This window comes from Ruegeria meonggei (genome assembly GCF_900172215.1).
Lineage (GTDB): Bacteria > Pseudomonadota > Alphaproteobacteria > Rhodobacterales > Rhodobacteraceae > Ruegeria > Ruegeria meonggei.
Genome location: NZ_FWFP01000017.1, coordinates 49,438 through 75,269, shown reverse-complemented (window position 1 = coordinate 75,269; position 25,832 = coordinate 49,438). Strand labels below are relative to the sequence as shown.

At 55.0% G+C, this 25,832-nt stretch carries 21 protein-coding genes; 12 read left to right on the top strand and 9 right to left on the bottom strand.

Features of this window, described 5'->3' with window-relative positions; all coding sequences use genetic code 11:
* Nucleotides 1-5 precede the first annotated feature (5 nt).
* The 6 genes from RUM8411_RS21385 to RUM8411_RS21360 all read right to left on the bottom strand — a co-directional run bounded on the left by RUM8411_RS21385 (nucleotide 6) and on the right by RUM8411_RS21360 (nucleotide 8,709).
* Complete coding sequence (locus RUM8411_RS21385; RefSeq protein ID WP_085824761.1) at nucleotides 6-1,106, bottom strand: acyltransferase family protein; 1,101 nt, start codon at nucleotides 1,104-1,106, stop codon at nucleotides 6-8.
* Nucleotides 1,107-1,335: 229 nt separating this feature from the next.
* On the bottom strand, nucleotides 1,336-2,937 hold the full coding sequence (gene xrtD, locus RUM8411_RS21380) for a VPLPA-CTERM-specific exosortase XrtD (RefSeq protein ID WP_085824760.1): 1,602 nt from the start codon (nucleotides 2,935-2,937) through the stop codon (nucleotides 1,336-1,338).
* 149 nt (nucleotides 2,938-3,086) lie between these two features.
* Nucleotides 3,087-4,748, bottom strand: coding sequence for a hypothetical protein (locus tag RUM8411_RS21375; protein WP_143534964.1), 1,662 nt, complete (start codon nucleotides 4,746-4,748; stop codon nucleotides 3,087-3,089).
* Nucleotides 4,749-4,758: 10 nt separating this feature from the next.
* The gene (locus RUM8411_RS21370) at nucleotides 4,759-5,490 is read right to left on the bottom strand and encodes a polysaccharide biosynthesis/export family protein (RefSeq protein ID WP_234995317.1); all 732 of its coding nucleotides are present in this window, start codon (nucleotides 5,488-5,490) and stop codon (nucleotides 4,759-4,761) included.
* Nucleotides 5,487-7,949 (bottom strand): tetratricopeptide repeat protein, encoded by a 2,463-nt coding sequence (locus RUM8411_RS21365; RefSeq protein WP_085824758.1) that lies wholly within the window; start codon nucleotides 7,947-7,949, stop codon nucleotides 5,487-5,489. Before RUM8411_RS21365 ends, RUM8411_RS21370 begins: the two co-directional genes overlap by 4 nt.
* Before the next feature lie 70 nt (nucleotides 7,950-8,019).
* The gene (locus RUM8411_RS21360; RefSeq protein WP_085824757.1) at nucleotides 8,020-8,709 is read right to left on the bottom strand and encodes a sugar transferase; all 690 of its coding nucleotides are present in this window, start codon (nucleotides 8,707-8,709) and stop codon (nucleotides 8,020-8,022) included.
* Between the two features lie 514 nt (nucleotides 8,710-9,223).
* Between RUM8411_RS21360 and RUM8411_RS21355 the strand changes: the two genes are divergently transcribed.
* The 4 genes from RUM8411_RS21355 to RUM8411_RS21340 are packed head-to-tail and all read left to right on the top strand — an operon-like array spanning nucleotide 9,224 to nucleotide 13,432.
* Nucleotides 9,224-10,159, top strand: coding sequence for an ExeA family protein (locus tag RUM8411_RS21355; protein WP_234995316.1), 936 nt, complete (start codon nucleotides 9,224-9,226; stop codon nucleotides 10,157-10,159).
* Nucleotide 10,160: 1 nt separating this feature from the next.
* Nucleotides 10,161-11,702 (top strand): GumC family protein, encoded by a 1,542-nt coding sequence (locus RUM8411_RS21350; RefSeq protein WP_085824755.1) that lies wholly within the window; start codon nucleotides 10,161-10,163, stop codon nucleotides 11,700-11,702.
* Nucleotides 11,703-11,742: 40 nt separating this feature from the next.
* Nucleotides 11,743-12,564 (top strand): tyrosine-protein kinase family protein, encoded by an 822-nt coding sequence (locus RUM8411_RS21345; protein ID WP_143534963.1) that lies wholly within the window; start codon nucleotides 11,743-11,745, stop codon nucleotides 12,562-12,564.
* Nucleotides 12,548-13,432, top strand: coding sequence for a glycosyltransferase family 2 protein (locus tag RUM8411_RS21340; RefSeq protein WP_085824753.1), 885 nt, complete (start codon nucleotides 12,548-12,550; stop codon nucleotides 13,430-13,432). The genes RUM8411_RS21345 and RUM8411_RS21340 overlap by 17 nt, the downstream gene beginning before the upstream one ends.
* Nucleotides 13,433-13,507: 75 nt before the next feature.
* On the opposite strand, the gene RUM8411_RS21335 is transcribed toward RUM8411_RS21340, so the two are convergent.
* Entirely contained in the window at nucleotides 13,508-13,990 is a 483-nt protein-coding gene (locus RUM8411_RS21335; protein WP_159453943.1) for a VPLPA-CTERM sorting domain-containing protein, read from the bottom strand.
* A gap of 718 nt (nucleotides 13,991-14,708) precedes the next feature.
* Here RUM8411_RS21335 and RUM8411_RS21330 point away from each other — a divergent pair.
* Genes RUM8411_RS21330 through RUM8411_RS21320 form a run of 3 tightly spaced genes read left to right on the top strand, consistent with a single transcriptional unit; the run spans nucleotide 14,709 to nucleotide 18,243 of the window.
* Nucleotides 14,709-15,731: a UDP-glucuronic acid decarboxylase family protein gene (locus RUM8411_RS21330; RefSeq protein WP_085824751.1), complete on the top strand. Its 1,023-nt coding sequence runs from the start codon at nucleotides 14,709-14,711 to the stop codon at nucleotides 15,729-15,731.
* Nucleotides 15,728-17,221, top strand: coding sequence for a hypothetical protein (locus tag RUM8411_RS21325; protein ID WP_143534962.1), 1,494 nt, complete (start codon nucleotides 15,728-15,730; stop codon nucleotides 17,219-17,221). Before RUM8411_RS21330 ends, RUM8411_RS21325 begins: the two co-directional genes overlap by 4 nt.
* The gene (locus RUM8411_RS21320; protein ID WP_085824749.1) at nucleotides 17,218-18,243 is read left to right on the top strand and encodes a glycosyltransferase family 2 protein; all 1,026 of its coding nucleotides are present in this window, start codon (nucleotides 17,218-17,220) and stop codon (nucleotides 18,241-18,243) included. Before RUM8411_RS21325 ends, RUM8411_RS21320 begins: the two co-directional genes overlap by 4 nt.
* Before the next feature lie 47 nt (nucleotides 18,244-18,290).
* On the opposite strand, the gene RUM8411_RS21315 is transcribed toward RUM8411_RS21320, so the two are convergent.
* Nucleotides 18,291-19,778 carry an NAD(P)/FAD-dependent oxidoreductase gene (locus RUM8411_RS21315; RefSeq protein WP_234995315.1) on the bottom strand — a complete coding sequence of 496 codons (1,488 nt, stop codon included), beginning with the start codon at nucleotides 19,776-19,778 and terminating at the stop codon, nucleotides 18,291-18,293.
* Between the two features lie 670 nt (nucleotides 19,779-20,448).
* Here RUM8411_RS21315 and rfbF point away from each other — a divergent pair.
* From rfbF to RUM8411_RS21290, 5 genes are read left to right on the top strand one after another with little or no spacing between them, the layout of a single operon-like run.
* On the top strand, nucleotides 20,449-21,222 hold the full coding sequence (rfbF, locus tag RUM8411_RS21310; protein ID WP_085824748.1) for a glucose-1-phosphate cytidylyltransferase: 774 nt from the start codon (nucleotides 20,449-20,451) through the stop codon (nucleotides 21,220-21,222).
* Nucleotides 21,204-22,298 (top strand): CDP-glucose 4,6-dehydratase, encoded by a 1,095-nt coding sequence (gene rfbG / locus RUM8411_RS21305; protein ID WP_143534961.1) that lies wholly within the window; start codon nucleotides 21,204-21,206, stop codon nucleotides 22,296-22,298. Before rfbF ends, rfbG begins: the two co-directional genes overlap by 19 nt.
* On the top strand, nucleotides 22,295-23,536 hold the full coding sequence (locus RUM8411_RS21300; protein ID WP_085824746.1) for a class I SAM-dependent methyltransferase: 1,242 nt from the start codon (nucleotides 22,295-22,297) through the stop codon (nucleotides 23,534-23,536). Before rfbG ends, RUM8411_RS21300 begins: the two co-directional genes overlap by 4 nt.
* Nucleotides 23,536-24,411: an NAD-dependent epimerase/dehydratase family protein gene (locus RUM8411_RS21295; protein ID WP_085824745.1), complete on the top strand. Its 876-nt coding sequence runs from the start codon at nucleotides 23,536-23,538 to the stop codon at nucleotides 24,409-24,411. Before RUM8411_RS21300 ends, RUM8411_RS21295 begins: the two co-directional genes overlap by 1 nt.
* A complete protein-coding gene (locus tag RUM8411_RS21290; protein ID WP_085824744.1) occupies nucleotides 24,408-24,806 on the top strand; it encodes a GtrA family protein in 399 nt (132 codons plus the stop codon). Before RUM8411_RS21295 ends, RUM8411_RS21290 begins: the two co-directional genes overlap by 4 nt.
* A gap of 9 nt (nucleotides 24,807-24,815) precedes the next feature.
* On the opposite strand, the gene RUM8411_RS21285 is transcribed toward RUM8411_RS21290, so the two are convergent.
* The gene (locus RUM8411_RS21285) at nucleotides 24,816-25,799 is read right to left on the bottom strand and encodes a glycosyltransferase family 2 protein (protein ID WP_085824743.1); all 984 of its coding nucleotides are present in this window, start codon (nucleotides 25,797-25,799) and stop codon (nucleotides 24,816-24,818) included.
* Nucleotides 25,800-25,832: the final 33 nt, after the last annotated feature.

Sequence of the window (25,832 nt, the reverse complement as noted above, 5' to 3'; positions counted from 1 at the left end):
AGTCGTTACTTGGCGGTTTGCTTTGTTTCGGCGCGTCCGGCTATTTTGATCCAGTGGCGCAGCTTCATGGCGGGCGCTTCGACAAAGTGCCAGGACAGCACGGCGCAGATCAGAGTAAAGGGCAGCGAGATCGCCATATTAACGATGGGCGTCGTGACACCCGATTGTGCCACCAGCTGTTGTATCGGAAATGCATAGATATACATCCCGTAGGAGTAATCTCCGAGGCGGTTGTAGTGCTGTAGAACCGGCCAATTAGCATATCCCACGACAAACACCGCATAAGACAGCGCAACGGCAAAGACCGGTAGGAAAAGCGGGGTAAACCACGCGGCGACTGTCAGGCCCGCCAACGCGGCAAGTATGCTCAAAGACAGAGGGATATGTTGGCGCCAGATGTAAAAGATCATTCCCGTCAGGAATGGCAGCCCCAGACGCGTGATCTGTGTCATGCGCGGGTGCAGATCGGTTATCATCTCGGCCGCGTAAAGGAATAGGAACAGAATGGAAATTCCGACAAACAGCTTCTTGCGGCCAAGGATGCCAAGGATGCCGCACAACAGAACACCAGTGTAACAGGTCACTTCGTAGGACAGAGACCAGAGCGAGCCATTGATGGCTGGCCCATAGGGATTTCCTTCGAAGACACCGGGCAAGGTATATTGCAGTTTGAACAGTAAAATACTGCGCACAAAATAATCACGGGCCGAGACCCAGAACACGTCCGCTGGGGCGGTGGTCAACAAAGTTCCGGCTACAATGACGGTGATAATCGTGACGATCATGAGGGCGGGCAGAAGGCGTAGCATCCGGGCGGTCACAAAGGCGCTGGCCGACTGTTTACGGTCGTAGCTCCGAGTGATGAAGAACCCGGAAATTGCAAAGAACAACCAGACACAAATCATGCCAAGGGAAAGGCCTTGCAGCGCCGATTCAAACGGCTGCCCTGAAGCTTCGCCCCAGCTTAAGGGAAAGGCGTGCGAGACTAGAACCCCCCCGGCGGCCAGCATACGGATCAGGTTGAAATTGTTGTCTCTGCCAGCGGACCGAGTGCAGATACGCGGTGCCGTTCGGATACGGAATGTGTCTATTATTTTCCCTTTCATCCATTGAACTCCGGTAGTGGTAATAGATTGCTGCGAAACGTCATTCTTCTACTGTCATATGTTGATACACTTTCCAGAGGGCGCCGCGGCAAGTATCTTGCCTTTTCAAGTCGGGGGCGTGGACAATTTTGTAAAAAAAATATGATTGTGCCTGGTTTGAAAGGGCGTTTCGAGAAAGATCTGATACAGGTTTTCCGCGGCGCTATAGGATGAATTCTGTGAGAGTTGTTCACTTCGGCACAAAGCGGGGCAACAGATCAAGGCTTGCTTCCATGAACTTCTGCATCCGGGCGTCGGCGTCGGCTTCTGTTTCGCCGGGCAGGATTGGTGTAACAAAGCGCACTAGCGCTCCGTCGGTGCGCCCTAGTGTGAAGCCGTCCACGATCACGCTCATCTTGGCCTGAAAATCATTGACCATACGTTTGCCGCGTTGTTCAAACCAGTAATAGACTAATTGTTGCGACAACTCCTTCTGAATGACGGCGCGATTGACTGTAAAGTGGCCATAGGGTGTCTTGTCCAGAGAGATATCGAAAGGGTCGAGGCTGAAGATTTCCCAGCCGCCGACAGGCAGGCAGACCTCGGGTGAATGAATGCCGTCACCATCTGTCTGTTTTTCGTAGAACGCCACGAAGATATTCACGAAGTCGCCCGTTTCGGTCTGAATATAGCTGGCGTTGAGATAGTCACTTGCACCAAGTGTGATTTCGACCTGCGGATCTAGGCGGGAGGTCGTGCCGGACCATTCTTCAATCTGTCGGGGAAAGAGCGCGAAGGGATCGCGATCAATGGGGCTGTCTGTGGGAGAGAACTTTAGCAACCATGCAGTTGAAACGGCCAGCGTCAGAAATGCCGCCGCCGCCAGTGCCCAGGACGGACGAATGCCGAGGATGCGAACAAAGATTGGGCCAAACCCTTCGACATCCAGATCGATGGTGTCGGCAAAGGGCTTTGGATCGCGCGTGAGTCGTTGCAGTGCCACGGCCACCAAAAACAGGATTGCCACGCAGGCCAGAAAGATCACCCAGCCTTCGAAGAAGTGCAGAAAGCCCTCGGCTTGGGCGATTCCGTGGCGGTCAACAAGGACGCCGATCACCCCAATGCGGATCGAATTCATCAGGACCGTTAACGGTGCGGCCAGCAGAAGCAAGAACAGTTTGTGCCAGAGAGGCCCGCGGTAAAGAATGGCAAAGAGATAGGAAAAGCTTAGGATCGGGAACAGATATCTGAGACCTGAACAAGCTTCGGCAACCTGTAGCTTGTAGACACCGAGATCAATGATATTGCCCTCAAGAAAAACTGCGACACCAGCTTGCTGGACAAACCAGACACCAATCACCGAGGATATTCCCTGCAGCAGGATCGTGAGCTTCCAATAAAGGAACTGCGGCAGCGGCAGCATGAAGACCAAATGGAACACGGGCAACTGATGAAGCTTGCCCCGCTTCCAGCCAAACACGGTTAGCATCACACCGCTTGTCCAGATGATCATGGCATAGGTGACGATGTCCGGGATTCGCGCCAGATTGCCCAAAACAGCGACGACAAGCGCCAGTGTGACCACAACCAGACCCGACCAACGGTCATGTACAACAGGGTTGGGAGGGGGGTAGTAGCGTAGTTCCCGTAAGAAAAGAAACAGCGAGATAACCGGAATGAGAGGCCCATGGCTGTATTCTGGTGTACCCCAGGCGGCTCCCAACGAGACAATGCCGATCCAGAAGATCGGAACGGACCCGGCCAGCAGCAGAATGAACCAGAACAAACCGGAGGCGTTTATGACCGGCAGGGTATTCCGTGCGGCTTCAAGCGCCTTCCCTTCGCTGTACATGTCGAATCGACCCCGAACCACACTCACTGTCCGCCATAGTAGCCGTGACTTTCCAAAGACAGAAATATGCCGGGGTATTTCGGATCCCGGGCTGCAATATACCAGCTTGACTTGGTGATTGTTCAGATAAGATCACAAATCTGACCCTGTCAGGGTTTGAGTAGGAACCGGCGCCCAAGCGTCAGATAGACAGAACTGGAATCTGTATCGAACGCGTTCTGCTTATCCGTCTCATACTGGTATCCCATGGTGACGGCCCAATCATTTGTGATTGCACGGGAATATGCGACGGTGAAATCGGAACGGGTGCGAGAATTGGCCGGTCCCTGCCCTTCGTCTTCCTGATCGATGAAGTTATAGGTGAAGGATAGGGCCGACAGCGGGTTGATGAAATAATCATACGTCAGGAACCCGATATTTTCGCGGGTTTCTACGCTTTGAGTGCTGGTGCCGACCCGACGCTGGATTCTTGCGCCAATTCGAGAATTTCCGAGCCTGTGGGCATAGTCGAGCTGGCCGATGGGTGTGGTTTCTCCGAATGGACCGCGCGTGACCCCAACATTGAAAATAAGTGAACCGTTGGGCCGCTGGAAGTTGCGCCCAAAAGTGGCATTTGTCCGGGATCCGTTGACCCCGAAAGTTCGGTCGAGAAAGATGTCTGCCGACCCATCAGTGAGTGCTTTGTTCCAGGCGAAGGACGCGACATAGTCTTCGGTCTGTGTATCCGTGCCAAACGCGCGCTGCTTTTCATCAACCTGCGAATACCCGAAGTTCCCGCTCACGGTTGTTGTCGCAGACACGTTGTAGGTGGCTCCGACGGTTGCGATCGTTGTTCTTCTGTCAGTCCGGGGCGCATCCTCAGCAACGAAGTCAATATAGGCAAGGCGCAGGTTCCCCTGTAGCACCGGGTTGATGCGGAAAAAGGTTGTGAGCGCAAAATCATCGGATGTGTTATCGAACAGATCCGGGTCAAGTGTGTCCTGATATCGCCGTTCCCAGCGATTGTAGGCGAAGCGGAACCCGATGGGGTCATTGATGCCGACACGCCAGTCCAGGTTTCCGCGGGTATCTATCTGATCTCCGATCGTGCCGGTGACGTCTGCCGCATCAATGACCCCATCCAGATTGACATCCGTAAGAGAGCGGTTGAAGGCCAGGTCCCGCTCGCGGTATTCCGCCAGCGCATCAAATGAACTGTTGGCGCGGACACGCCGATAAGTCAGTTGCGTGAAGGGGTCGGAGAAACTGGATTCAGTGCCGATGATCGGTTCGTTGGCAATCCGATATAGCCCTGAAAGGTCGAATGTCAGCGTCGCATCGGCGGTTTGGTTCACGATCCCCAGCGCAAGGGTGTTTTCCCACCAGGTGGTTGAGCCGATAGACGGGTCCGTCAGTCTGAGGTTGTCGTCATGCCTGAGTGATGAAAGATAGTCGAGCGTGACGCTCAGCCCCTGGCCTGTCCCGGCTTGCCGCCGACCCGGGGCCCCAATCCGTCTTGCGGGGTTTCTCTGGGCCTGCTGTGTGATCAACTGCTGGCTAGGCGATTGCTGCGCTATGTTCTGCGGCGCTGGCTGCGACGGGGCCTGTGTGGTTGTCGCTGGCTGCGTCGGGGCTTGCGCTGTTGGTGTTTGTGGTGTCGGCAGACCGGGAATATCTGCGGCCGGGACTTGCAGCGCCGGGGGCGTCGTATCGTCTGTCTGTGTCGTCGATATCTGTGGCGCCGTCGTTTGCCCGGTTGCCGCAGAAAATGAGATGGCATAGGCTGCCCCGGTTGCCAGAGTTATGGCTAACCTAGTCCTGATTTTCCCCACCGATTAGCTCCTATTCGAACAAGCGGCGAGCTGGTACGACGATAACGTCTCCGGATTTGAGAACTGTACTGCCATTTATACCACTGCCCGTGCCTTTATAGTTATAGAGAAACTTATTTACCGTGCCTGATTTCTTGTCAGTGCGGCGCAATTCGACGCGCTTTTGTGCCGCAAACCTGGTGAAGCCACCTGCCTCGGCCAAAATTTGAAGAATGGTTGTTCCCGGCGCTGTAGCGATCTTGCCAGGTGTGACGACTTCGCCCATTACAAAGACATCCATAGCCTGCTGGCTTGAGCTTGCTGCCCCCGCTCCCTGTGACAACGACGCAATCGACACAAAGACGGTCGGCGGCGTGTTGAAGTTTGAAGCAAGAGAAGAGGAAAGGGCGGATTGCACCGTATTTGTTGTGCGCCCCGAGGCCTGCACCGAACCTACAAGCGGGAAGCTGAACGAGCCATCCGGCAGAACCAGAACCGTTCGGTTGAGGCTGGCATCCTCCAGAACTTCAACCTGAAGTGCATCACCCGGCTGGATTCTATAAGAGCTTTGCGCAAACGCGCTCGTCGCTGCGACCACAGCAGCCACAAAAATAAGAAATGATTTGATCACTGTATGCATGTCCAACTCGTCTTTCACTTTATTTATGTTGCCTTCGATGATGCAAAACAATCCGTCGTTTTTTTGATTTCTTCGACCTGCGGCACTTTTACAGCGGAAGTTTCGCACCTTTCGCTCGGTCACTGTCCTGTATTCTGTGCCATCTCCAACTGTTCAATTTCTGACAAGAGTACCGTGACAAGGTCTCGGGGCATAGCGGTACTCTGTGTGTTCTTGTATGCTGTTTTGTACGCGCGCAGGGCGTCCTGATCGCGGTCAAGCGCGGAATAGGTTTTACCCAGATGGTACAGTACCAGTGGTTGATTTGGCATTTCTGACGCCGCGGCCTCGAGATATTGCAGGGCCTCTTCGAAATTCCCGGTCCGGTAAGCGATCCAGCCATAGGTATCCTGAAAGGCCGGAACGCGGGTGCCGCGTAGACGCCGGACGAGATCAACAGCGCGTTGCAGGCTTTTGTCATCGGTGCGGTGTGTGGTGAGCAGGCTGGCCAGATTGTTGGCCACGACCTGCGCTCGACTGATGCCATCATAGAGCTTTTCGTATACGTTGATGGCTGCATCCAAATCCCCCGCGCGTTCATGGCTTGCCGCCTGTAGCATCAGCAGATTGAAGTCGGTCGGCAGAGCGATCAGGGCATCTTGCAAAACAGCCCTTGCCTTCTCGGGTGTGCCACGGTTCAATTGAAGGCTGTGCAAGGCCATCCACACCGTCGCCAGATCCGGGCGTTTTTCAAGTATCGACCGGTAGAGGGCTTCGGCTTCGTCGTAGTTTTGGTTGCTGGTCAGAAGGTGGGCTTTGACAAACTGCAAGGATAGCGATTTGGGTGACACGGCAAGCAACTGGTCAAGGCGGGCGCTTGCGCTGGGGATGTCATTCCGGCTCAGCATTGTGCGGACCAGTGCGATTTCCGCAGGCAGGCTGAAATCGGGGTCACGCGTCAGCTGAGTCAGAAATGCGGTTAGGTCGTCTGTTCGTTGCTGTGCGCCCAGCATTGCCGCCCGTAACTGGTGGGCGGTACCCTTGGCGGCCAGATCCTCGAAATCGCTGACCATGCGGATTATCGTTTCGAGATTGTTCCAGTTCTCGGTTTGCAGGTAGAGTTGCCCCATTGCTGTCAGCAAATCCAGATTTCCGGGCGCCAGGCGCCGGGCCTCTTCCAGAACGCTTTCGGCAATCGTCAAATCCCCTTTCGAAACCAGATACTGGGCGTAACGCAGGGTTTCATCCGGCGCCTTGAGCGATGCCTCGACTGCCAGTGCAAGCATCTCGCCCATCAACTCCTGATCGCCGTTGCGCTCGTGCGCCCGGGCCATCAGGGTCATCAATTGCGGATCGCGCGGGGCCTGCCCAAGCGCTTCGCGTAGCAGGATGATAGCTTCGCCGATCTCGTCTTTGTCGATGAGCCATGCGGCTTTGAATTTCAGGGCCTCGACTTGGGTGGGGTCTTCGGCCAGAATGGTTTCGATTAGCGCGTGCGCGGCCGCCGGGTTTCCAGCCTGAACCAGAATCCGGGCAAATTCCACCTCAATTGCCCGGGTATCTGCATTGCGTTCGGAGCTTTCAAGTAAAGCCTGCATCTCGCCAATTGCCGTTTCGGTCGCTCCGGCCTGAAACTTCAAAACCGCACGCATTGCTTTGAACCGGGTCGTGTTTGGGCCGCCCCGGGCTATGATCCTGTCCATTTCGGAAATCGCGGCGGCAGGGCCACGATAGTCGTTCAGAAATGCGGCCAGCCGTTGTACCGGCATGGGGTCTTCGGAACCGGACACCAGAGTCGCGCGCAGGAATTGTTCTGCGGCCTGCAAATTACGATACTCGATGTAGTGCTGCAGCAGCATTTGCTGCACGCCTTCATCCTCGGGGAAGAGATCGATCATTTGCTTGAGTTGAGCTTCCTTTTCGGCAGGCCAATTGAGCTCGTTCAGGATGCCCAGGCGAACAACATAGAGCTGGGTCTGATTTGGATTGACGGCCAACGCCGCGTCGGTTGCGCTGAGGGCGTCCTGCCATTTCTGATTGCGGAGCAGATGGTCGATCAACACCTGTCTGGCGGTCATCAGCGCCGGAGCTGCAGTGACCAGATCGCGCGCGACATGAACGGTGGTTGCCGTGGCGACCTGATCGGCAGATCGGATCGAGTTTGCGTAGGCCAGCGCATTGTTGAGCGATTGAATGCCCAAATCGTTCGGGGCGAGACTCGCTGCAAAAACACCATGGCGCTTCAACTCTTCCCAGTTCCCGGTTTCGAGAGCCATTTCGGCCAGCGCCCGCCGACCTTCAAGATTGTCTGGATATTGCTCAATGAGCCGTAGGTACTGACCATAGGCTGCGGAAATATTGCCTCGCTCCCGTTCCAGTCTGGCGTAGGTCAGGCGTGCTTGCTTGTGGCGGCCATTCAACTTGAAGACATTGCGAAATTCGACCAACGCCCGTTCCACATCACCTTTCTCCAGCAAGGCCATCCCGGCCTGGAAATGCGCCTCGGCTCGTTCTTCGGCTGAATCGCAGGCAGCCACCAAGGCGGTTATCGCCAAAGAAAATGCGATACGCTGTAGGATCTGAAGAAAACGGGTCCGATTCAATACTACCCCCTCCCGTGGTGAGCGGTCGTTTAGGTACTTTAGACAACCAGAGGATGCTGGACGGCGTGTGTCAACAACCAGTGCCGCGTAGGACAACGGAGATGGTGCGCACTAGGATGATAACATCTGTGGTGAAAGACATGCTGCGCCAATATTCGTTGTCATGCATCGCGCGTTCGGCAAAGGTGGAGTCATTTCGTTTGGAAACCTGCCACATCCCTGAAACGCCCGGGCGCATCCGGTAATAGGTATTGCTGGGATAAAGCCTCTGTTGAGACACCATCATCGGACGCGGACCGATCAGGGACATGTCGCCGGTCAGGACATTCCAGAACTGCGGTAGCTCATCCATTGAGGATTTGCGCAGAAATTGTCCCCCTTTGATGATGCGGGGATCATGGCGGAGCTTCTGGTTATGCTCCCATTCTTCACGTGCTTCGGGATGGTTCGAGAGGTAGCGCTCAAGTACCGCTTCCGCATCATGCACCATCGTGCGTAACTTGAGTAAATAGAAGACTTTTCCATCCCGGCCAACGCGCGGTTGTCGATAAAAAGGCGTTATGCCCTGGCATATCAGCATAGCGGCGAACATCAGTGTCAGCGGTATCACGATCGGCGTTGCCAGAAGTACGAAGAGGACATCGCCAAGCCGTTTGCCCAAGTTCCTATACGCTGTCGGGAAACTGGAAACTACCGGCGCTGCAGGATTTACAGAGCAGCCAACGTTAGCGTTGACAACGTCCTTCGAATGAATTGTCACAGTTAACTCCCACACTCATACACAAATTTACTTTTTCGTAATTCAGAACAGTCTTGCAGCTAACCACGCTGCAATGCCCGGCAAGCGCCTAATTGTTAACAAACTCTTATCGAAACGCAAAATGATAATGATATGATGGTTCATGTTGTTCTCACTTAACCGGTTGATTTAATTAATGTTTCTATTATGGGTTGCGGTTCTCCATACCCAGTCGCTTGCTTTTTGTGTCTATTCTGGGCACAATTCTGAGCCCGTCTTGTTTTTGGTTAGCCTTTGAATACAGCGCCAAGGGCGGACTCCTTGTGTGGAAGGGGCGGGCCGCGTTTGGTTGACTCTTCGGCATTGTGATGAAGGGGGAAACAAAAAACTGTAACAGACTTCATTGATGCCGGGAGGAATGGCAATAATTTCACGTACAATGGCAATCGGGCGGCTTGAGTTGACGCGTTGTCCGAATGAATTGTGTTATTATCCCTGCGTTGCAATGTTAGTTACATAGTGTAAGGATTTACCGGTGGTTCAGGGTTCTAATTTCATCGACCCCCGCCAAGTCGAGTCTGGATTTGAGAAGGTGGAAGATTCCCACGGCACTATGGTCTCCAACGATTCCTTTTATCTGGATTTTTTTGGGCTTGACCGACGGCCATTCACCCTTCTTCCGGATCCAGGCTTTATGTACTGGTCGCCCTTGCATAAGCGCGGCTATTCGGTTTTGCAGTTCGGTGTCATGACCTGCGCCCCGATCACCGTTCTGACCGGCGAAATCGGAGCCGGCAAGACAACCCTTGTTCAGCATCTTCTCGGTGAGCTGGAGGAATCCATTACGGTCGGCTTGATTTCGAATGCTCAGGGCGGACGGGGGGAACTTCTGCAATGGGTGCTGAATGCCCTCGGTGTAGCGGTTGAGGATGGCTCAAGCTACGTGAAGATGTTCCGGTTGCTACAGGATTTCCTAGTGGCCGAATACGCCCAGGGCCGCCGTGTGATCCTAATCTTCGACGAGGCTCAAAACCTAACGTTTGAAGGGTTGGAAGAAGTGCGGATGCTGACCAACATCAATGCCAACACCGACGAGCTGATCCAATTGGTCTTGGTAGGACAGCCTGAGCTGCGCGATTTGATCTTGGACCCCAAGATGCGGCAGTTGACCCAGCGGGTCGCCGCGAGTTTTCATCTTGAGCGCATGGATAAGGAGATGGTGAAGAACTACATTTGCCACAGGCTCAGGACTGCCGGTGGAAAAGGCAGTGAATTTACCGATGCTGCATGCCAGATGGTTTTTGAGCAGACCTGCGGGGTACCGCGCCTGGTGAACCAGTTCTGTGACTTTGCCCTGCTGTATGCATGGACAAATGATGTGCATGAAGTCGGAGAGGACGTTATTGAGCAGGTGGTTCAGGATGGGGTGTTCTTTGGCGGAAATTCTCTGGAAAAGAGGATGACAGTCTGACATGGGAGAGGTGCGTTTCTACATTTCCATTTTCCTGAGACGGCTGCCCTATTTCCTGACTGTTGCCACTGCCATTTCAGCCGTTTCGGTAATCGTGGCACTGACATTGCCCCCCACATACGAGGCGCAGATGCGGCTGATCGTGGAATCGCCTCAGATACCAACCAATCTGGCCTCGAGCACAGTAACGACGCCGGCACAGGAACAGCTTCAGATCGTTGAGCAACGCCTGTTGACGCGGCTCGTGTTGCTGGACGTTGCCAGCAAGTTCGAGGTGCTGCCGGATCAATCCGAAGCAAGCCCCGACCAGATTGTGAATGCCTTGCGCAATCAGACGCGAATTTGGATCAGCACCGGGCGCAATCAGGCCAGTCTGATGACGGTTAGCTTTGAAGCCCAAACCGGACAGATTGCGGCGGGTGTATTGAATGAATATCTGACGGAAATTCTGAAACTGGACGTTGATTACCGCAAAGGGCGCGCCACTGACACGCTGGCGTTCTTTGAACAGGAAGTAGATCGTCTGAGCAATGAATTGGATACACGCGCGGCCCGCATCTTGGCGTTTCAGGAGGAAAATGCAGACGCCTTGCCCGGCAGCCTGCAATTCCGGCAGGCGCAGCAGGGAGCGCTGCAAGCCAATCTGGAACAAACTGACCGGCAAATTTTTACCGCTCGAAGCCAACGCGAGAACCTGATGTCAATCTACAGCTCGACCGGACAGGTCGTCGGGCCCAGGCAACAGAATCTGACACCGGCCCAACAACAGTTGGATCAGCTGCAAACGCAGCTCAACAACGAGTCGGTGGTCTATTCCGAGAGCAACCCGAGAATTCGGTTGTTGCGCGCGCGGATCAAGAAGCAGGAACAGGTGGTGGCAGCCGAGCAGGCCGCAACGGTCAGCCAAACGCCCAATCAAACGGGCAATTCAACTCTGGATATTCAGCTGGCGCAGATGGACAGTCAGATTGAAGCGCTGGAGGATCAGAAAGCCGGGCTTGAAGAGCGCTTGGCCAAACTGACCCTAACGATCGAACAGACCCCTTCCAATGCCATCACACTGGCCGAGCTGCAGCGAGATCACGACAACATCCAGATGCAGTACAATTCAGCCGTGGGTCGTCTGGCTGCGGCATCGACCGGCGAGCGTATTGAGGTAACATCGCAGGGGCAGCGTATTTCCGTACTGGAACATCCAACCGTTCCGCCCTCTCCGGCCAAGCCCGACCGGTTTATGATCGCTGGCGGGGGGACTCTTTTTGGCATCGCTGCGGGACTTGGGCTGGTTCTGCTGCTCGAGATGCTGAACCGGGCTCCCCGTCGCCCCGAAGATCTGGTTAAAAATCTTGAAGTCTGGCCGATTGCAACCATCCCTTATGTGCCGTCAAAAGGCGAAGTGATAACACGACGGACTATCTGGGTGGCCGTGGTTCTGACGATCCTTATCGGAGTTCCTGCCGGGGTCTGGGCAATCCATACGTATTATCAGCCGCTTGATCTAATTGTTGAACGAGTTGTGGATAAGCTGGAGGTGTATTGGTGATGTGGGTCATTTGCATCGGTTTTGTTTCGGAGTGTATGTGATGGACCGTCTTCAGCAAGCGATCCAAAAGGCGCGGGTCGAGCGGGCCAGCCGTCAGCAGGAGCCCCCAGACCGTACCGCACCCGAACCACAACCCATCCCGATACAGAAAGATGAGGTCTGGTCCTCGTTACCCGAAATCGAGCTGGACCAAAGGACAGCGGCCCGCCAACGCCTGATATCCTATTCGGGTGGAACCGAAGCCGCACCTTATGACATGCTGCGCACAAAGGTATTGCAACAGGTGACGGCCAATGGCTGGCGGCGCGTGGCGCTGACCTCGCCCTATAGCGACAGCGGCAAAAGTACATCGACGGCCAATCTGGCCTTCAGTCTGGGCCGGCAAGCAGAATTGCGGACAGTCGTGCTTGATTTTGATCTGCGCCGCATGGGGCTGGCGAAAATCCTGAAGCAGACCGGCCAATATAACATGGCGGATGTGATACAGGGCACCGTCCCATTTCATGAACACGCTGTGCGGCATGGCGAGAATGTGATTTTCGGGCTGAACCATGCCCCGACACGTAATCCGTCGGAAGTTCTGCAAGGCCGTCAAGTGATCGAACTGCTCGAACAGATCGAAACCGTATATCAGCCGGATGTCATTCTGTTTGACACACCGCCGTTGATGTCCAGCGATGATAGCCACGGGTTTTTGAAGAACGTCGATTGTGCGCTGCTTTTGGTTGTTGCAGAGAAGACCACGCTCGATCGTATCGATCTGGCCGAACGGCAACTGGCCGAACTGACCAGCGTGATGGGAATTGTCCTGAACAAATGCCGCTATTCCAGCGGGGCTTTTGGTTATGAGTACGGCTATTAGTGAAACGGCACCCGCTATTGCCGTTATCATTCCGCACTATAATGACGTCCAGCGCCTGGAGCGGTGCCTGAAGGCGTTGATGCAGAATGATCTGACGGATACCGAGGTTGTTGTCGTCGACAACAAATCACCGGTGTCGCTGAAAGCGTTACGCAACGCGTTTCCGACTGTAAGGTTTGTGGTCGAGGAAGAAAAAGGCGCAGCCGCGGCACGCAACAGGGGGATATGCGAAACTGCGGCTCCGCGGCTGTTTTTCATTGATGCCGACTGTGTGCCTTCCCGGGACTGGCTGACTGTCGGGCGCGAGATCGCGGCAAGGGCAGATTTGATCGGTGGTCGCGTAGATGTTTTTGACGAAACACCACCGCCGCGCAGCGGTGCGGAGGCCTTCGAAGCGGTCTTTGCCTTCAATTTTCGCCACTATATCGAAGTTCAGGGATTTTCCGGCTCGGGCAACTTGCTGACACGGCGCGATATCTTTGAAGAGATCGGTGGTTTCATCAATGGTGTATCGGAAGACCGGGAGTGGACAATGCGCGCGGTGGCACACGGGTACGAACTGATCTACGAAGATCGCCTGCGTGTGAGCCATCCGTCGCGGCAGGACTGGAACGCCTTGCGGACAAAATGGCATCGCACCACGCGCGAGGGGTTTCAGTTGAATGGCACCAGCCCGGCCAGACGTCTGAAATGGGCGATCCGGGCATTGGCAATGCCGGCCAGCGCCGTGGTGCATATCCCGAAGGTACTCAACAGCGGCAAACTAGCCACTGCTGGAGAACGTATGCGGGCAATCGCGACATTGATCCGGCTCAGATGCCTGCGAATGGTCTGGATGTTGCGCCAGGCATCTGGGGGAGCACTCTGACCCCCGCCCCAACAAAAAGAGGCCGTGACCGGCCTCTTTTTGTTGCACATGATCGGGATCAAATTGGAACCTGCGTCAGGCAGCTGCAGCCTTGCGCTGTCGTACCAGAACCAGCCCACCAAGCGCCGTAAGCAACAGCAGGCCGCCAGCAGGCAACGGCACCGGCGCGACATCGAAGGTGAACGAGATCGGGCCTTTGTTCGTTGATGCGGTCGAATTGTCCCAGCTGAACACCAAATCCTGACCCAAACGATCATGCTTACTCAGGAAGATGGTGTTCAACGTGGTAATACCTGCCAGAATAGGCGTGGAGTTCAGAAGTGTGTCTGTTGCGGCATCGTACCACGCGACCGTCAAATTGGTGAACGTGCCCAGAATGCCGACCGTAATAGCCGCGTTTGCTGTGCTGAATACCGGGCTGGCCGGGGATGTGAAATTCACAGAATACGAGCCGGAACCACCCATAGAGTCGACTTGTCCGGTGAACAGAGTGTCAGACGTAATGTCGTATGATCCACCCGCGACGACAGAGGTCACCGCACTGGCAGAACCGGTCATTATTACCATAGCGAAAATCGCTGGTACAATTGTTCTCAAAATTCTAATCATCCGAACTCAACCCACCCGCAAGATACACATTTAACCGTGCTAAGCCCTTAATCAGACCTAGAACTCATTGGGAAAGGTTAGCCGAAACCTGGAAAATGTGCAAATTTGAACTTGTCAAAAAAGAGGTTCTTTTGGAGCGAACAGGCGACGATCCGGGCCAAAACGGATAAAAACTCCCTTTTGTGCTAGAATTGCGAACAATGAGGGTAGGCATGAAATCCAATACAAACTGGAAAGCGGGCGGAGCTGTTTTGCGTGAGTGACAGCTTTCACGGCAAAACCAGCCAGCCTATCAAAGCATGTTCTGATGGCTTGCATCAGTACGTGTTTTGACTGCTGCTATATGCTTGAGGGAGCGCGTCATGAATATTTGAAATGCATGAAGATGGTTACCCGAAAAACGAAATAAATCCGGGTCAACACGTTTTGAGCGCACAGCATATACTGGTGAGACTGAGGGAACGAAGGACATTCTGGCATAATTATTCTTCGTAGCTTCTGAAATTATGTGTAGATTTGAGCCAATTAAATACGACGTGGATTGGGGTGCCGGTGTGGGAGGGTGTTCCGCCACTAATTGACGACTTTGACGATATGTTTGGGCCTTTAGGAATATGAAACGGTTTTCCCCGGATATCCGGCGGACCACAAGCCGCTGGGAGCACCGATGAACACATCCAACTTTCCACAAGATGGGTATGATCCCGATGATCTGTTGCACCTGAGTGCAAAGCGCATTCTGGTAACAGGTGGTGCTGGCTTTTTGGGTTCGCATCTTTGTGCAGCTCTTTTGGCGCAAGGCCACGAGGTTTTATGCGTCGACAATTTTTTCACCGGACGGCGCTCAAACCTGCGCCCCTTGCTCAGCAACCCGCGGTTTGAAATCCTGCGGCATGACGTGACTTTCCCGCTCTATGTCGAAGTGGACGAGATATATAATCTGGCCTGTCCAGCCTCACCATTTCACTATCAGCACGATCCCGTGCAGACCACCAAGACTTCGGTGCATGGCGCAATCAATATGCTGGGACTGGCCAAGCGGCTCAACGCGAAGATTCTACAGGCTTCGACATCCGAGGTTTACGGGGATCCTACCGTGCATCCTCAGACCGAGGATTACTGGGGGAATGTCAATCCAGTTGGATTTCGTTCCTGCTATGACGAAGGCAAGCGCTGTGCCGAAACGTTGTTCTTCGACTATTACCGACAACACAACTTGCCGATTAAAGTCGCACGGATATTCAACACCTATGGGCCGAACATGCATCCTGACGATGGGCGTGTGGTTTCGAATTTCGTCATGCAGGCTCTGGCCGGTAAACCGATTACAATCTATGGCGACGGAAGTCAGACCCGGTCGTTCTGTTTCGTTTCTGACCTGATCGACGGTCTGATCCGGCTGATGGGTTCGGCGGAAGACGTGACTGGCCCGATCAATCTAGGCAACCCGGTGGAATTGCGTATCCGAGAACTGGCCGAAACCGTGATCCGGATGACCCGCTCATCTTCGGAACTGGTGTTTGAGCCCTTGCCGCAGGACGATCCCATCCAGCGCCAGCCCGATATCACTCGGGCAGGACGACTGCTGGACTGGGCACCGCAAGTCCCGCTTGAAAAAGGGCTGGAAACCACAATCTCCTATTTCAGAAAGATCATCGCAGCGACGCAGGGTGCTGCGGAAAAAGGATGAGTATGCCACGCGCGCGCCAAAGACGGTTCTGGCAGATCCGGCCGGTTCTGCTGTTGGTTATGACCGCGATACTTTGCTTGGCAGTGCTGATGGTCAACCGCGGACCTCTCTATTATTACGACACCGGCAGCTACATTTATCAGGGGAATGTGGCACTTGATATGATTTTGCCTGCGTCCACTGAAGATGACGGGGCCGGTGCAGAACGCAGTGATGCCGATGACGACGACACAACCAGCGGATCGCGATCATTAATATATGGGATGATCGTCGCCTTGTTTGTCCGGGCAGGGTTTATTTCCGGCGTGGCGGTGTTGCATCTGGCTATTACCCTTCTCGCCGCAGGGGTGGCAGTCAGCGCCGCTCGGCGGTATTTGGATCCACCGCCGAACGCAGTTGGGTTGCTGACTGTACCCCTGCTTGCTGCGGCGGTGACATCGTTGCCGTTCTATATCGCCTATGTAATGCCGGATATTTTTGCTCCGGTTCTGTTGATTGCGATTGCGGCCCTTGCCGCCTTTGGTCGGAAAATGACGTTCCCGGAACTTGCGCTTGCCTTTGCTCTGGCGGCTTTGGCTGTGGTCGTACACCCGTCGCACATGGCTGTTGCGGGTTTGATGGTTCCTGCCGTTTTTCTCGCGGCTTTATTTCAGCGGGCTCCGGCCCGATGGCGTGCATCAGTCTTGGTGATTATGGTGGTTTTTGTTGCTTTGGCCGAACGCAGAGTTTTCGAGTTCGCTGCGGAAAACGTCGCAAATAAAGAGGTCACCTACACGCCGCATATCACAGCTCGGCTGATTGTGGACGGCCCCGGACTGGACTATCTGAACGCAACCTGCCCTGATCACCAAGTGCCAACCTGCGCGCTGCACGAAGCCTTGTCCTGGTCTAACGATCCCTATCGCCTGACGGTGTCCCATATTATTTTCGAACGGTCCCCACAGCTTGGTTCATTTCGTCTGATGACCCCCGAGGATCAGCGGCTTGTCGCGCTGTCGCAGCGCGATTTCTTTGTCCGTGTCCTTCTATCCCGACCTTTTGGAACCTCTTACGCCTTTACTGAAAATGCTTTTCACCAAATGATGCGCTATAGTATCCAGATGACAATCCCGACCGAGCAAATGATGGACAATGCCCGTCAGTTATCCGGGTTGAATGAGGGTCGGCATGATCTGCAAGGTGGGCGGCTGGCCACGAACCGGGGCTGGATCGAACGGATCGACACGGTGCATGGGATTATATACCTGATTTCTTTTGGGGTCATTGTTGCACTTTTGGGATGGCCACGCAGCCTGCCCTGCGAGCTAAAGCTGTTCGCCCTGTTTCTGTTGATCGGGATCGCAGTGAACGCTCTTGTCTGTGGCGGTGTTTCACAACCCGCTGACCGCTATGGCGCACGGGTGATGTGGCTTTTGCCTTTTTCAGCCACCTTCCTTGTTCTTTCTTTGCCGCACCTTGGGATGCGGTCCGTTTCCGGCGGGCGCCCATGACGCAGGACCAGACACTTTCGATCAGTGTAGTTATGCCCGCGTATAAGGCCGAGCATCTGCTGCATCGTGTGTTGCCGCCCTTGATTGGGATGCTAGAGACCGGAGAAGTCAGTGAGGTTTTGGTGGTGGATGACCAGTCTCCCGATGGCACCGCCGATCTGGCCAGGAAGATGGGCGCGAAGGTCATGACGACACCCGTGAACGGGGGACCCGGTGCGGCACGCAATCTGGCGGCCGAACATGCCGTCGGAGAGGTTTTGTGGTTTGTCGACTCAGATGTGATCGCATGGCCTGACGGGCCGGAACATATCCGCAATGCGATGTCCGAAGATAATGTGGCCGCAGTCTTTGGATCCTATGATGATGCCCCGGACGGGCAGGCATGGTTTTCCCGCTATAAAAACCTGCTGCACCGCTATCACCATCAACGCGCCAATCGTGATGCGCGTACCTTCTGGGCCGGCTGTGGCGCCATTCGTGCTGACGTATTCCGCGAGGTGGGCGGGTTTGACATCAAAACCTATGAGGTGCCGTCAATCGAGGACATCGAGTTGGGCTACCGCATCGCCGAAACCGGGCGCCGGATCATCGTGGAACCTCGGCTCCAAGGAAAGCACCTGAAAGTCTGGACGATGCGTAACAGCCTGAGTACCGATATCTTTTGCCGCGCACTACCCTGGGCCCGTCTGATGATCTCACGCGAGGGGTTGACTGACGGTTTGAATACCTCCGGCGCCGAGCGGGTGCGGGCCGGGTTGGCGGGATTGTTGTTTTTGTCGGTACTGGCGCTGTTGATACAGCCCAATTGGTGGCCTGCACCGCTGCTGCTGCTGGGGTTAGCGTTTTTGGCCAACCGCGATTTGCTTCGGGAAATGGCAACACATGGCGGCGTTTGGTTCGCGGTCAAATGCCTGCTATATCACCAGTTTTATTACATCTATTCAGCCAGTGTCTATGTTTGGTGCCTGTTCGAGTACCATGTACTGGGGCAAAAACAGAAGTTGCACGTGCGTCGGAACTAACGCATGTTTTCGTGTCATTCTGCCCGGCACCAAAAAACGCAGGATAATCAGAGCGCGGCTCGATTCCCGAGAACACTCTTGAAGAGTTTCTTTTTCGGTTCTGCTTCGAACTCCTCGTGGTAGGAGCGGTCGACATTGACGTCCCACACATCCAGATCAGCCCCCATGATATTGCGTGCGGCATACATCGCAGACAGCATCGAGTGATCCTGATTATTATAGCGATGCAGGCCATTGCGCCCGACGGTCTGGAAGTTTTCAAGCGTCTTGAGCCAGTCGCTGATCGTATCAAGCGCTTCTTTGTATTCGCTGTCGTAAACCGGATAAGCCTTGGGCTGACGGATAATTGCGCAATCAACCACGTCCTTGGCTTTGGCCAAGTTCAGCTTTTCAAGCTCTTCGCTGGCCAGTTTGCGCAGATCCTCATCCGAAGATGACCACAACCCATCGTCTTTTTGACAGAAATACTCCATCCCGATTGATGCTGTATTCTGATCGGGCAACATTTCTTTGGACCAGGCCCGGAAATTTTGAATGCGCCCAACTTTCACCATCGGGCTATGAATATAGATCCAGTTGTCCGGGAAGGGATCAGGGTGGTCCAACACCAGAGTTACAATAAGGAAATCGCGGTATTTCAGCCGGTCAGCAGCCGCAACGACTTCGGCTGGTGGTGGCGGGTCGAACGCATGGATCAGATCGCGGATGGCCATTGAATTGATGAAATGTTCGCCCTCGACCCGTTCGGTTTTTTCATTGGCACCGCTTTCTTTATCCCACTGACGTACATCGATCGACGTTATGCGGTTGCCTTCTCGATTGACCTTCACGACCTCGGACTGCATCTGAACGGTACCGCCCTTTTCTGTGATCTGGTTGCGGGTCTTTTCCCACATCATACCTGGACCGAGGCGCGGGTATTGGAATTCCTCGATCAGACTAGCGGTATCATTGGCACCTGAGATGGCATTCCAGACGGCCTTGGGTAAGGACAGGTTTTTAATCCGCTGCGCCGCCCAGTCAGCACGAATTTCAGACGGCGAAATCCCCCAGACCTTTTTCGTGTAGCTGTAGAAAAAGTGCATATAAAGCCGGCCCCCGAAACGGTTCACAACCCAATCTTCGAACGTTTCTTCCTGCTGGCGCGGGCGCAGCTTCCATTTGATGAAACTACCGATAATCTTGTAGGTTTCATAAGGACCGATATTTCCCAACGCGTTGAAGATACGCAGCGGGTAATCGTAGAAATCGCCGCGATAGAAGATGCGGCTCATGCGCTGCACTGTGATGAAATCATCGCCCATCACCTCATGCCACATGTCTTCGACCTCACCGACTTTAGTGAAGAACCGGTGGCCGCCTATGTCAAAGCGATAACCTTTATGCGTTTCGGTTCGTGAGATGCCACCAACCATGTCCGAGGCCTCATAGACCTGGGGTACATGTGTGTCGCTCAGCTTCTGCAGTTCATAGGCTGCTGTCAGTCCCGCAGGACCGCCACCAATGATAACAACGGGAACAATATCTTTTTTCAAATCACTAACATCCACACTAATAACGCTGTCGTCAGGCTACAGGAAGATACCTTAGATTCACAACAAAATCATATTGACACCCTGTAAATAAACCTTGCTCGTTACAATTTGCCCCATCCGATCAGGGCATAGACATATGGCCATTGCGCCACGACTGCAGCTCAATGGGGTATACAAAGATGCGTGCAGATTGAGCTCCTCACTTTCAGGAATTGGCCGTATCTTCTGGAAACCAGACCGCCTCGACCACTCGGCAGTGGGAAAAAATTTGCCTTCAACACGTTGAATAACAATAGCAGTTCAGAGTGCCGAGATTGCTCCAACGCTTGCAGATGGCCGCTGCTAAACCCTGGACGCATTCTTGATTGATACCCTGTGTTTGATCTTTTGTTATCTTGGCCCGGAGCACGACTTTCAGTGCGATCTGGGGTCACTTTCAGTGTGTATAGACAAATCAACAATACCATCCACCTGAGCATATTGTGTATTCGCCAACGCTAGAGCCCAAGGAAATTTGGTATGGCACGACTCATAGCCTTGTGAACCTTGACAGGGCTCAGCCCTCCCGTCCTACTGTGGTCGAGTATTTGGTAAAGCGGGGCCGCGTCTGGTTCGGCTCAAAAGCCGATTAATTGGTAACGAACTTCGTTGTGAACGAGGGGGCGATTTTATGAAATGCGTTATTCTGGCTGGTGGTCTGGGTACCCGGCTCAGCGAAGAGACCGTCAAAATACCAAAACCCATGGTCGAGATCGGGGGCAAACCGATCATATGGCATATCATGAAAATCTACGCTGCTCATGGTATCACGGATTTCATCATCTGCCTTGGTTACAGGGGCTATGTCATCAAGGAATTTTTCGCGAATTACTTTCTGCACAGTTCGGATGTCACGGTCGATCTGGCCAGTGGCAGCCTGGAAATCGCAAACAGCAAATCTGAACCCTGGCGCGTGACGCTGGTCGATACGGGGGAAAACAGTCAGACCGGCGGGCGGCTTAAGCGGGTTATGCCCCACCTCAAAGGTGAAGAGGCCTTTTGCCTGACTTATGGCGACGGGGTTGGCAATATCGACGTCCGGGGCGGCATCGATTTCCATCGCGCCCATGGCAAGCTTGCAACCGTCACGGCGGTTCCCCCGCCCCGCCGCTTCGGTCAGCTTGAGATGCAGGGCAATCAAGTTCTGAACTTCTCGGAAAAACCTATCGGGGATGGCGGCCTGATCAATGGCGGGTTTTTTGTGCTTTCCCCCGAAGTAGAGAGATATCTTGGCGACGACAGCACCATCTGGGAACGCAGCCCTCTGATGAACCTGACACACGATGGCGAGTTGATGTCTTTCGAACACAGAGGTTTCTGGCAGCCCATGGACACCATCCGCGAACGTCAGGAGCTTGAGGAACATTGGGCCACAGGTGATGCGCCGTGGAAAATCTGGGAATGACCGCCGCCGTCTTTTCAGGCCGGCGGGTGCTGGTGACCGGGCATACTGGTTTCAAAGGCGCCTGGCTGGCCGCCTGGCTGGCTGAGGCTGGCGCTAGGGTAACCGGATACGCCTTGCATCCCGAAACAGACCCAAACCTTTGGGCTTTGCTGGATCAGGGCAATATCCGATCCGTCACCGGCGATCTGAACGACCGCGCCACGCTGGACCGGCTGATCGCGGAAACCGACCCTGAATTTGTCTTTCATCTGGCTGCGCAATCGCTGGTGCGGCGATCCTATCGAACACCGGTTGAAACCTTTGCCACCAATGTTCTGGGCACGGTGCAGCTTTTGGATGCGTTGCGCGCCGGGCCCGGTTTGCGCGCGGTGGTGGTTGCCACTTCGGACAAGGCCTATGAAAATGTCGAACAGGTCTGGGGGTATCGTGAAACGGACCCGATGGGCGGGCACGATCCCTATTCCGCCTCGAAAGGCGGAACCGAAATAGCCGCCGCAGCGATGCGGCGCAGTTTTTTTACGCAAAGCGCTGTTGATCCGCATCCGGCCCGGATCGCCACCGCGCGGGCTGGCAATGTCATCGGCGGCGGTGACTGGGCCGAGGATCGGCTGGTTCCGGATATCGTGCGCGGATGCCTAAGTAATGAGGAACGCGTAGTTTTGCGCCACCCCAGCGCAATCCGCCCCTGGCAGCATGTGCTCGAACCGCTGAGGGGGTACATGATGCTGGCCCAGCAACTTGAGCGGGACGACGCCTTTGCCCGCGGCTGGAATTTTGGACCCGAACGCGACGATGAACGCCCGGTTCTAGATGTGGCCGAGGCCGTTATCAGGGCGCTTGGACAGGGTCGGATTGAAATTGATACATCCGCAGACACCCCGCATGAGGCCAACATGCTCCGGTTGGATGTGTCGCAGGCGCGCGCAGCGCTTGGCTGGCGCCCGGTTCTGAGTTTTGAGGACACTGTTAGACTGACGGCGGATTGGTATGCCGGCTGGGCCCGGGGCACCCCACCAACCGAGCTGTGCCACGCCCAGATCGCTGAATTCGAAACACTGAGTAAGAGACAGGTATGACCGGTAAGATCCATCCCACCTGCCGCCATTGCGGCTCATTTCTTGAGATGACGCTTGTCGATCTCGGGTTGTCTCCTCTGGCCAATTCCTATATCGATCCAGCCCGCGCCTACAAACCGGACCCAGTTTATCCGCTGCACGCCCGCGTCTGCACCAATTGCTGGCTGGTACAGGTGGACGATGTTGTCCCGGCAGAAGAGATATTTTCCACCGACTACGCCTATTTCTCCAGCTTTTCAGATAGCTGGCTAGCCCATTGCCGGGATTACGTGGAAAAAATGGTCAAACGGTTCGATCTTGGATCAGACGATCTGGTGATCGAGATCGCCTCGAATGACGGGTATCTGCTTCAGTATTTTGTCGAAAAGGATATTCCCGTTCTGGGCATCGAGCCCTCGGGCAATGTGGCCGCGGCAGCGCAGGACAAAGGGGTGCGCACACTGGTCGACTATTTCGGCGATGCGCTGGCTCTAAAGCTTGCCGAGACCGAACAGCCCCCGGCGCTTATTGCCTCGGCCAATGTGTTGGCACATGTGCCTGACATCAATGATTTCGTCTCGGGGATCGCCATCCTTCTGTCGGGAGATGCGGTCTATACGGTCGAGTTTCCGCATCTTCTGAACCTGATCAAAAGTGTGCAGTTCGACACGATCTATCACGAACACTACTCCTATCTGTCGCTGCTGGCGGTCGAGACGATTTTTGCCAAAGCCGGATTGCGCGTCTTTGACGTGGAAGAGCTGCCCACCCATGGCGGATCGCTGCGGGTCTATGCCTGCCTTGAAGGGGCCACCCATCCCGAGGGCTCCAGCGTGGCTAAAGTCCGCGCCGACGAAACCGCAGCACAATTCGACCGCCCCAATGGTTATGTGAACTTCACTACTCAGGTCGAGGCGCTGCGCGACGGGCTGCTCGCCTTCCTGCGTGAGGCAAAAGCCCGGGGCGACACTGTCGCCGCCTATGGCGCGGCCGCCAAGGGTAACACGTTGTTGAACTATGCCGGGATCGGTCCCGATCTGATCTCTTACTGCGTTGACCGCAACCCGGCCAAGCAGAACACGCTGCTACCCGGCAGCCACATCCCTGTGCATGTGGTTGATGCGCTGCGCGAGGCGCCCCCCAGTTATGTGCTGATCCTGCCCTGGAACATTCGAGACGAGGTCACAGATCAGTTGGCCGATCTCAAAGCCCACGGCACCCGGTTCGCAACCGCCGTGCCGGAGGTCAGGATCTGCTGATGGCACGGGTTCTACTGACCGGAGCAACTGGCTTGATTGGGCGCGCGACGGCCACGGCTCTGACACAGGCAGGCCATGAGGTGATCACGCTGGGCCGAAACCCGGCCAACGACATTACCTGCGATCTGCTGGACCCCGATGCGACAACCAAGGCCCTTGAAACAGCCCGCGCCAGTCTTCTGGTTCATCTGGCCTGGCACGACGGACCGCGTGACCGCTGGACCTCTGGGGCCAATCTGGACTGGATGGCAGCCACACTGCATCTGGTTCGGAAATTTGCGTGCATGGGCGGCCAGCGCGCGGTTTGCGCCGGAAGCTGCGCCGAATATGACTGGTCTGTGCCGGAACTGACCGAAACCAGCCCCCTGTGGCCTCGCTCACTATACGGTGCGGCCAAGGCCGGGACGGGCCTGGCCCTTTGCGCTGCAGGGCCTGCCCTTGGCCTTTCGATCGCATGGGCACGCATCTTTTTCGTCTTTGGGCCGGGTGAACCTCCAGGGCGGCTTTTGGGCGATCTGATAGTCAACCTCAAAGCGGGCAAACCCGCAGAATGTACCGATGGCAGGCAGGAACGCGACTTTCTGCATGTGGACGACCTGGCCTTTGCTCTGGCGCTGCTACTTGCCTCTGAGGCAGAGGGGGCAATAAACGTTGCCAGTGGCCATACGGTTGCGGTCCGCGAGGTCATCACTGAGACCGCCCGTCAGATGGGCCGCCCTGACCTCGTTCGCCTGGGAAAGATCGTAAGGGCGCCAGACGACCCTGACCGACTGGCGACAGACGTGACCCGATTGCGTCAGGAGGCGGGATTTCAGCCCCGCCATGATCTGATCTCTGCTATAGCAGCAACTCTGGCAGCGGAGGAACGATCATGAACGGCCCCGGAAAGATATGGGAGTTCATTCGCTTTCTGGCAGTCGGGGTTCTGAATACCATCTTCGGCTATGCGCTTTACGCATTGCTTCTGGCCTTTGGTCTGGCTCCGCAACCGGCACTGGCGATTGCCTATTTCGGGGGTGTGATCTGGAACTACATGACTCATGCCCGACTGGTCTTTGGCACCCGCGGCATTTCACAATTGCACACCTATGTAATGGCCTACCTGTCGCTCTATGGTGTGAATGCGCTTGGGCTGCAGGTATTGCTGAGCACAGGGCTGTCACCCTTTATTGCGCAGGGGATACTGGTGCTGCCAGCGGCTGTCTTGGCCTATATTCTGATTGGCCGGGTTCTGACCGGGCATTTCCCGTGGTCGCGAAAAGCCAGATAGCCGCATCCTTTACGCGGATGAATGGCCATCTGTGACAATCGAACCGTCCGAAGCGGGATCGACATTGATCCGTTCCTGTTCGATCACAACCGGCCCGCCCCGCACCTGATTATGAATCGCGGTTATGTATTCCCCTAGCATTCCAATGAACAGAAGTTGCACCCCTGACAGGAAGAAAAGCGAAACGATGATCGTTGTCGTCCCGCGCGGAGCCAGACCGGGTTCAAAAAAATACAATACAACCGAGAACAACGAAAACAGAACACAAATGGTGGCGATGACCAGACCGCTTAGCGTGCAAAAGCGCATTGGAGCCCGGCTGAAGGCAAAAATGGCATTGAGCGCCTGATCCATCATTGCCAGCAGGCTGTGCTTGGACAGACCCCGGGCCCGGGCCTCCCATGTATAAGGTACGATGACCCTGCGGAACCCGCAGGCCGCAATGATCCCCCGGATGTAGGGGTAGTGGTCGTTATGCGCCAACACCGCCCCCAGTACGCGCCGGTCGATCAGTTGGAACTCTCCGACATTGGGCCTGAGTTCCACATCTGAAAGCCGGTTGATCGTACCATAAAAGATGCTGCGAGCCGCCCGCAGTACAAGGCCTTCCTCGCGGGTATCTCGGGCCCCGGCAACGACGTCATAACCGCTTTCCCAAAGTGAAACGAATTCGGGGATCATTCGGGGCGGGTCCTGCAAATCCACCGGCAGCATCACCACAACCGCGTCGCCACTGACATAACGCAATCCGTTGAATGTCGACCGGAACACCCCGAAATTCCGAGCGTTGACGATGACTTTTACATTAGCGTCTTTCTCAGCAATTTCGCGTAGAACATTGACCGTCCCGTCCTCTGATGCGTTGTCCACAAAGATGTGTTCGCACCGATATCCGGGCAATTGTTCGGCAAACAGCGCCTTAACCGTCTCATAGCAGATGGCGACGTTGTCTTCTTCATTATAGCATGGCGATACGACGGAAATCGTTTTCATGGGCTGCTCATGAATAAAGACTGCAGGGCAGGG

Excerpts from the sequence above, each read along its gene's own strand:
- RUM8411_RS21385 (WP_085824761.1), bottom strand. The coding sequence starts at position 1,106 with ATGAAAGGGAAAATAATAGACACATTCCGTATCCGAACGGCACCGCGT.
- xrtD (WP_085824760.1), bottom strand. The coding sequence starts at position 2,937 with ATGTACAGCGAAGGGAAGGCGCTTGAAGCCGCACGGAATACCCTGCCG.
- RUM8411_RS21350 (WP_085824755.1), top strand. The coding sequence starts at position 10,161 with ATGGGAGAGGTGCGTTTCTACATTTCCATTTTCCTGAGACGGCTGCCC.
- RUM8411_RS21345 (WP_143534963.1), top strand. The coding sequence starts at position 11,743 with ATGGACCGTCTTCAGCAAGCGATCCAAAAGGCGCGGGTCGAGCGGGCC.
- RUM8411_RS21340 (WP_085824753.1), top strand. The coding sequence starts at position 12,548 with ATGAGTACGGCTATTAGTGAAACGGCACCCGCTATTGCCGTTATCATT.
- RUM8411_RS21335 (WP_159453943.1), bottom strand. The coding sequence starts at position 13,990 with ATGACCGGTTCTGCCAGTGCGGTGACCTCTGTCGTCGCGGGTGGATCA.
- RUM8411_RS21330 (WP_085824751.1), top strand. The coding sequence starts at position 14,709 with ATGAACACATCCAACTTTCCACAAGATGGGTATGATCCCGATGATCTG.
- RUM8411_RS21325 (WP_143534962.1), top strand. The coding sequence starts at position 15,728 with ATGAGTATGCCACGCGCGCGCCAAAGACGGTTCTGGCAGATCCGGCCG.
- RUM8411_RS21320 (WP_085824749.1), top strand. The coding sequence starts at position 17,218 with ATGACGCAGGACCAGACACTTTCGATCAGTGTAGTTATGCCCGCGTAT.
- rfbF (WP_085824748.1), top strand. The coding sequence starts at position 20,449 with ATGAAATGCGTTATTCTGGCTGGTGGTCTGGGTACCCGGCTCAGCGAA.
- RUM8411_RS21300 (WP_085824746.1), top strand. The coding sequence starts at position 22,295 with ATGACCGGTAAGATCCATCCCACCTGCCGCCATTGCGGCTCATTTCTT.
- RUM8411_RS21295 (WP_085824745.1), top strand. The coding sequence starts at position 23,536 with ATGGCACGGGTTCTACTGACCGGAGCAACTGGCTTGATTGGGCGCGCG.
- RUM8411_RS21290 (WP_085824744.1), top strand. The coding sequence starts at position 24,408 with ATGAACGGCCCCGGAAAGATATGGGAGTTCATTCGCTTTCTGGCAGTC.
- RUM8411_RS21285 (WP_085824743.1), bottom strand. The coding sequence starts at position 25,799 with ATGAAAACGATTTCCGTCGTATCGCCATGCTATAATGAAGAAGACAAC.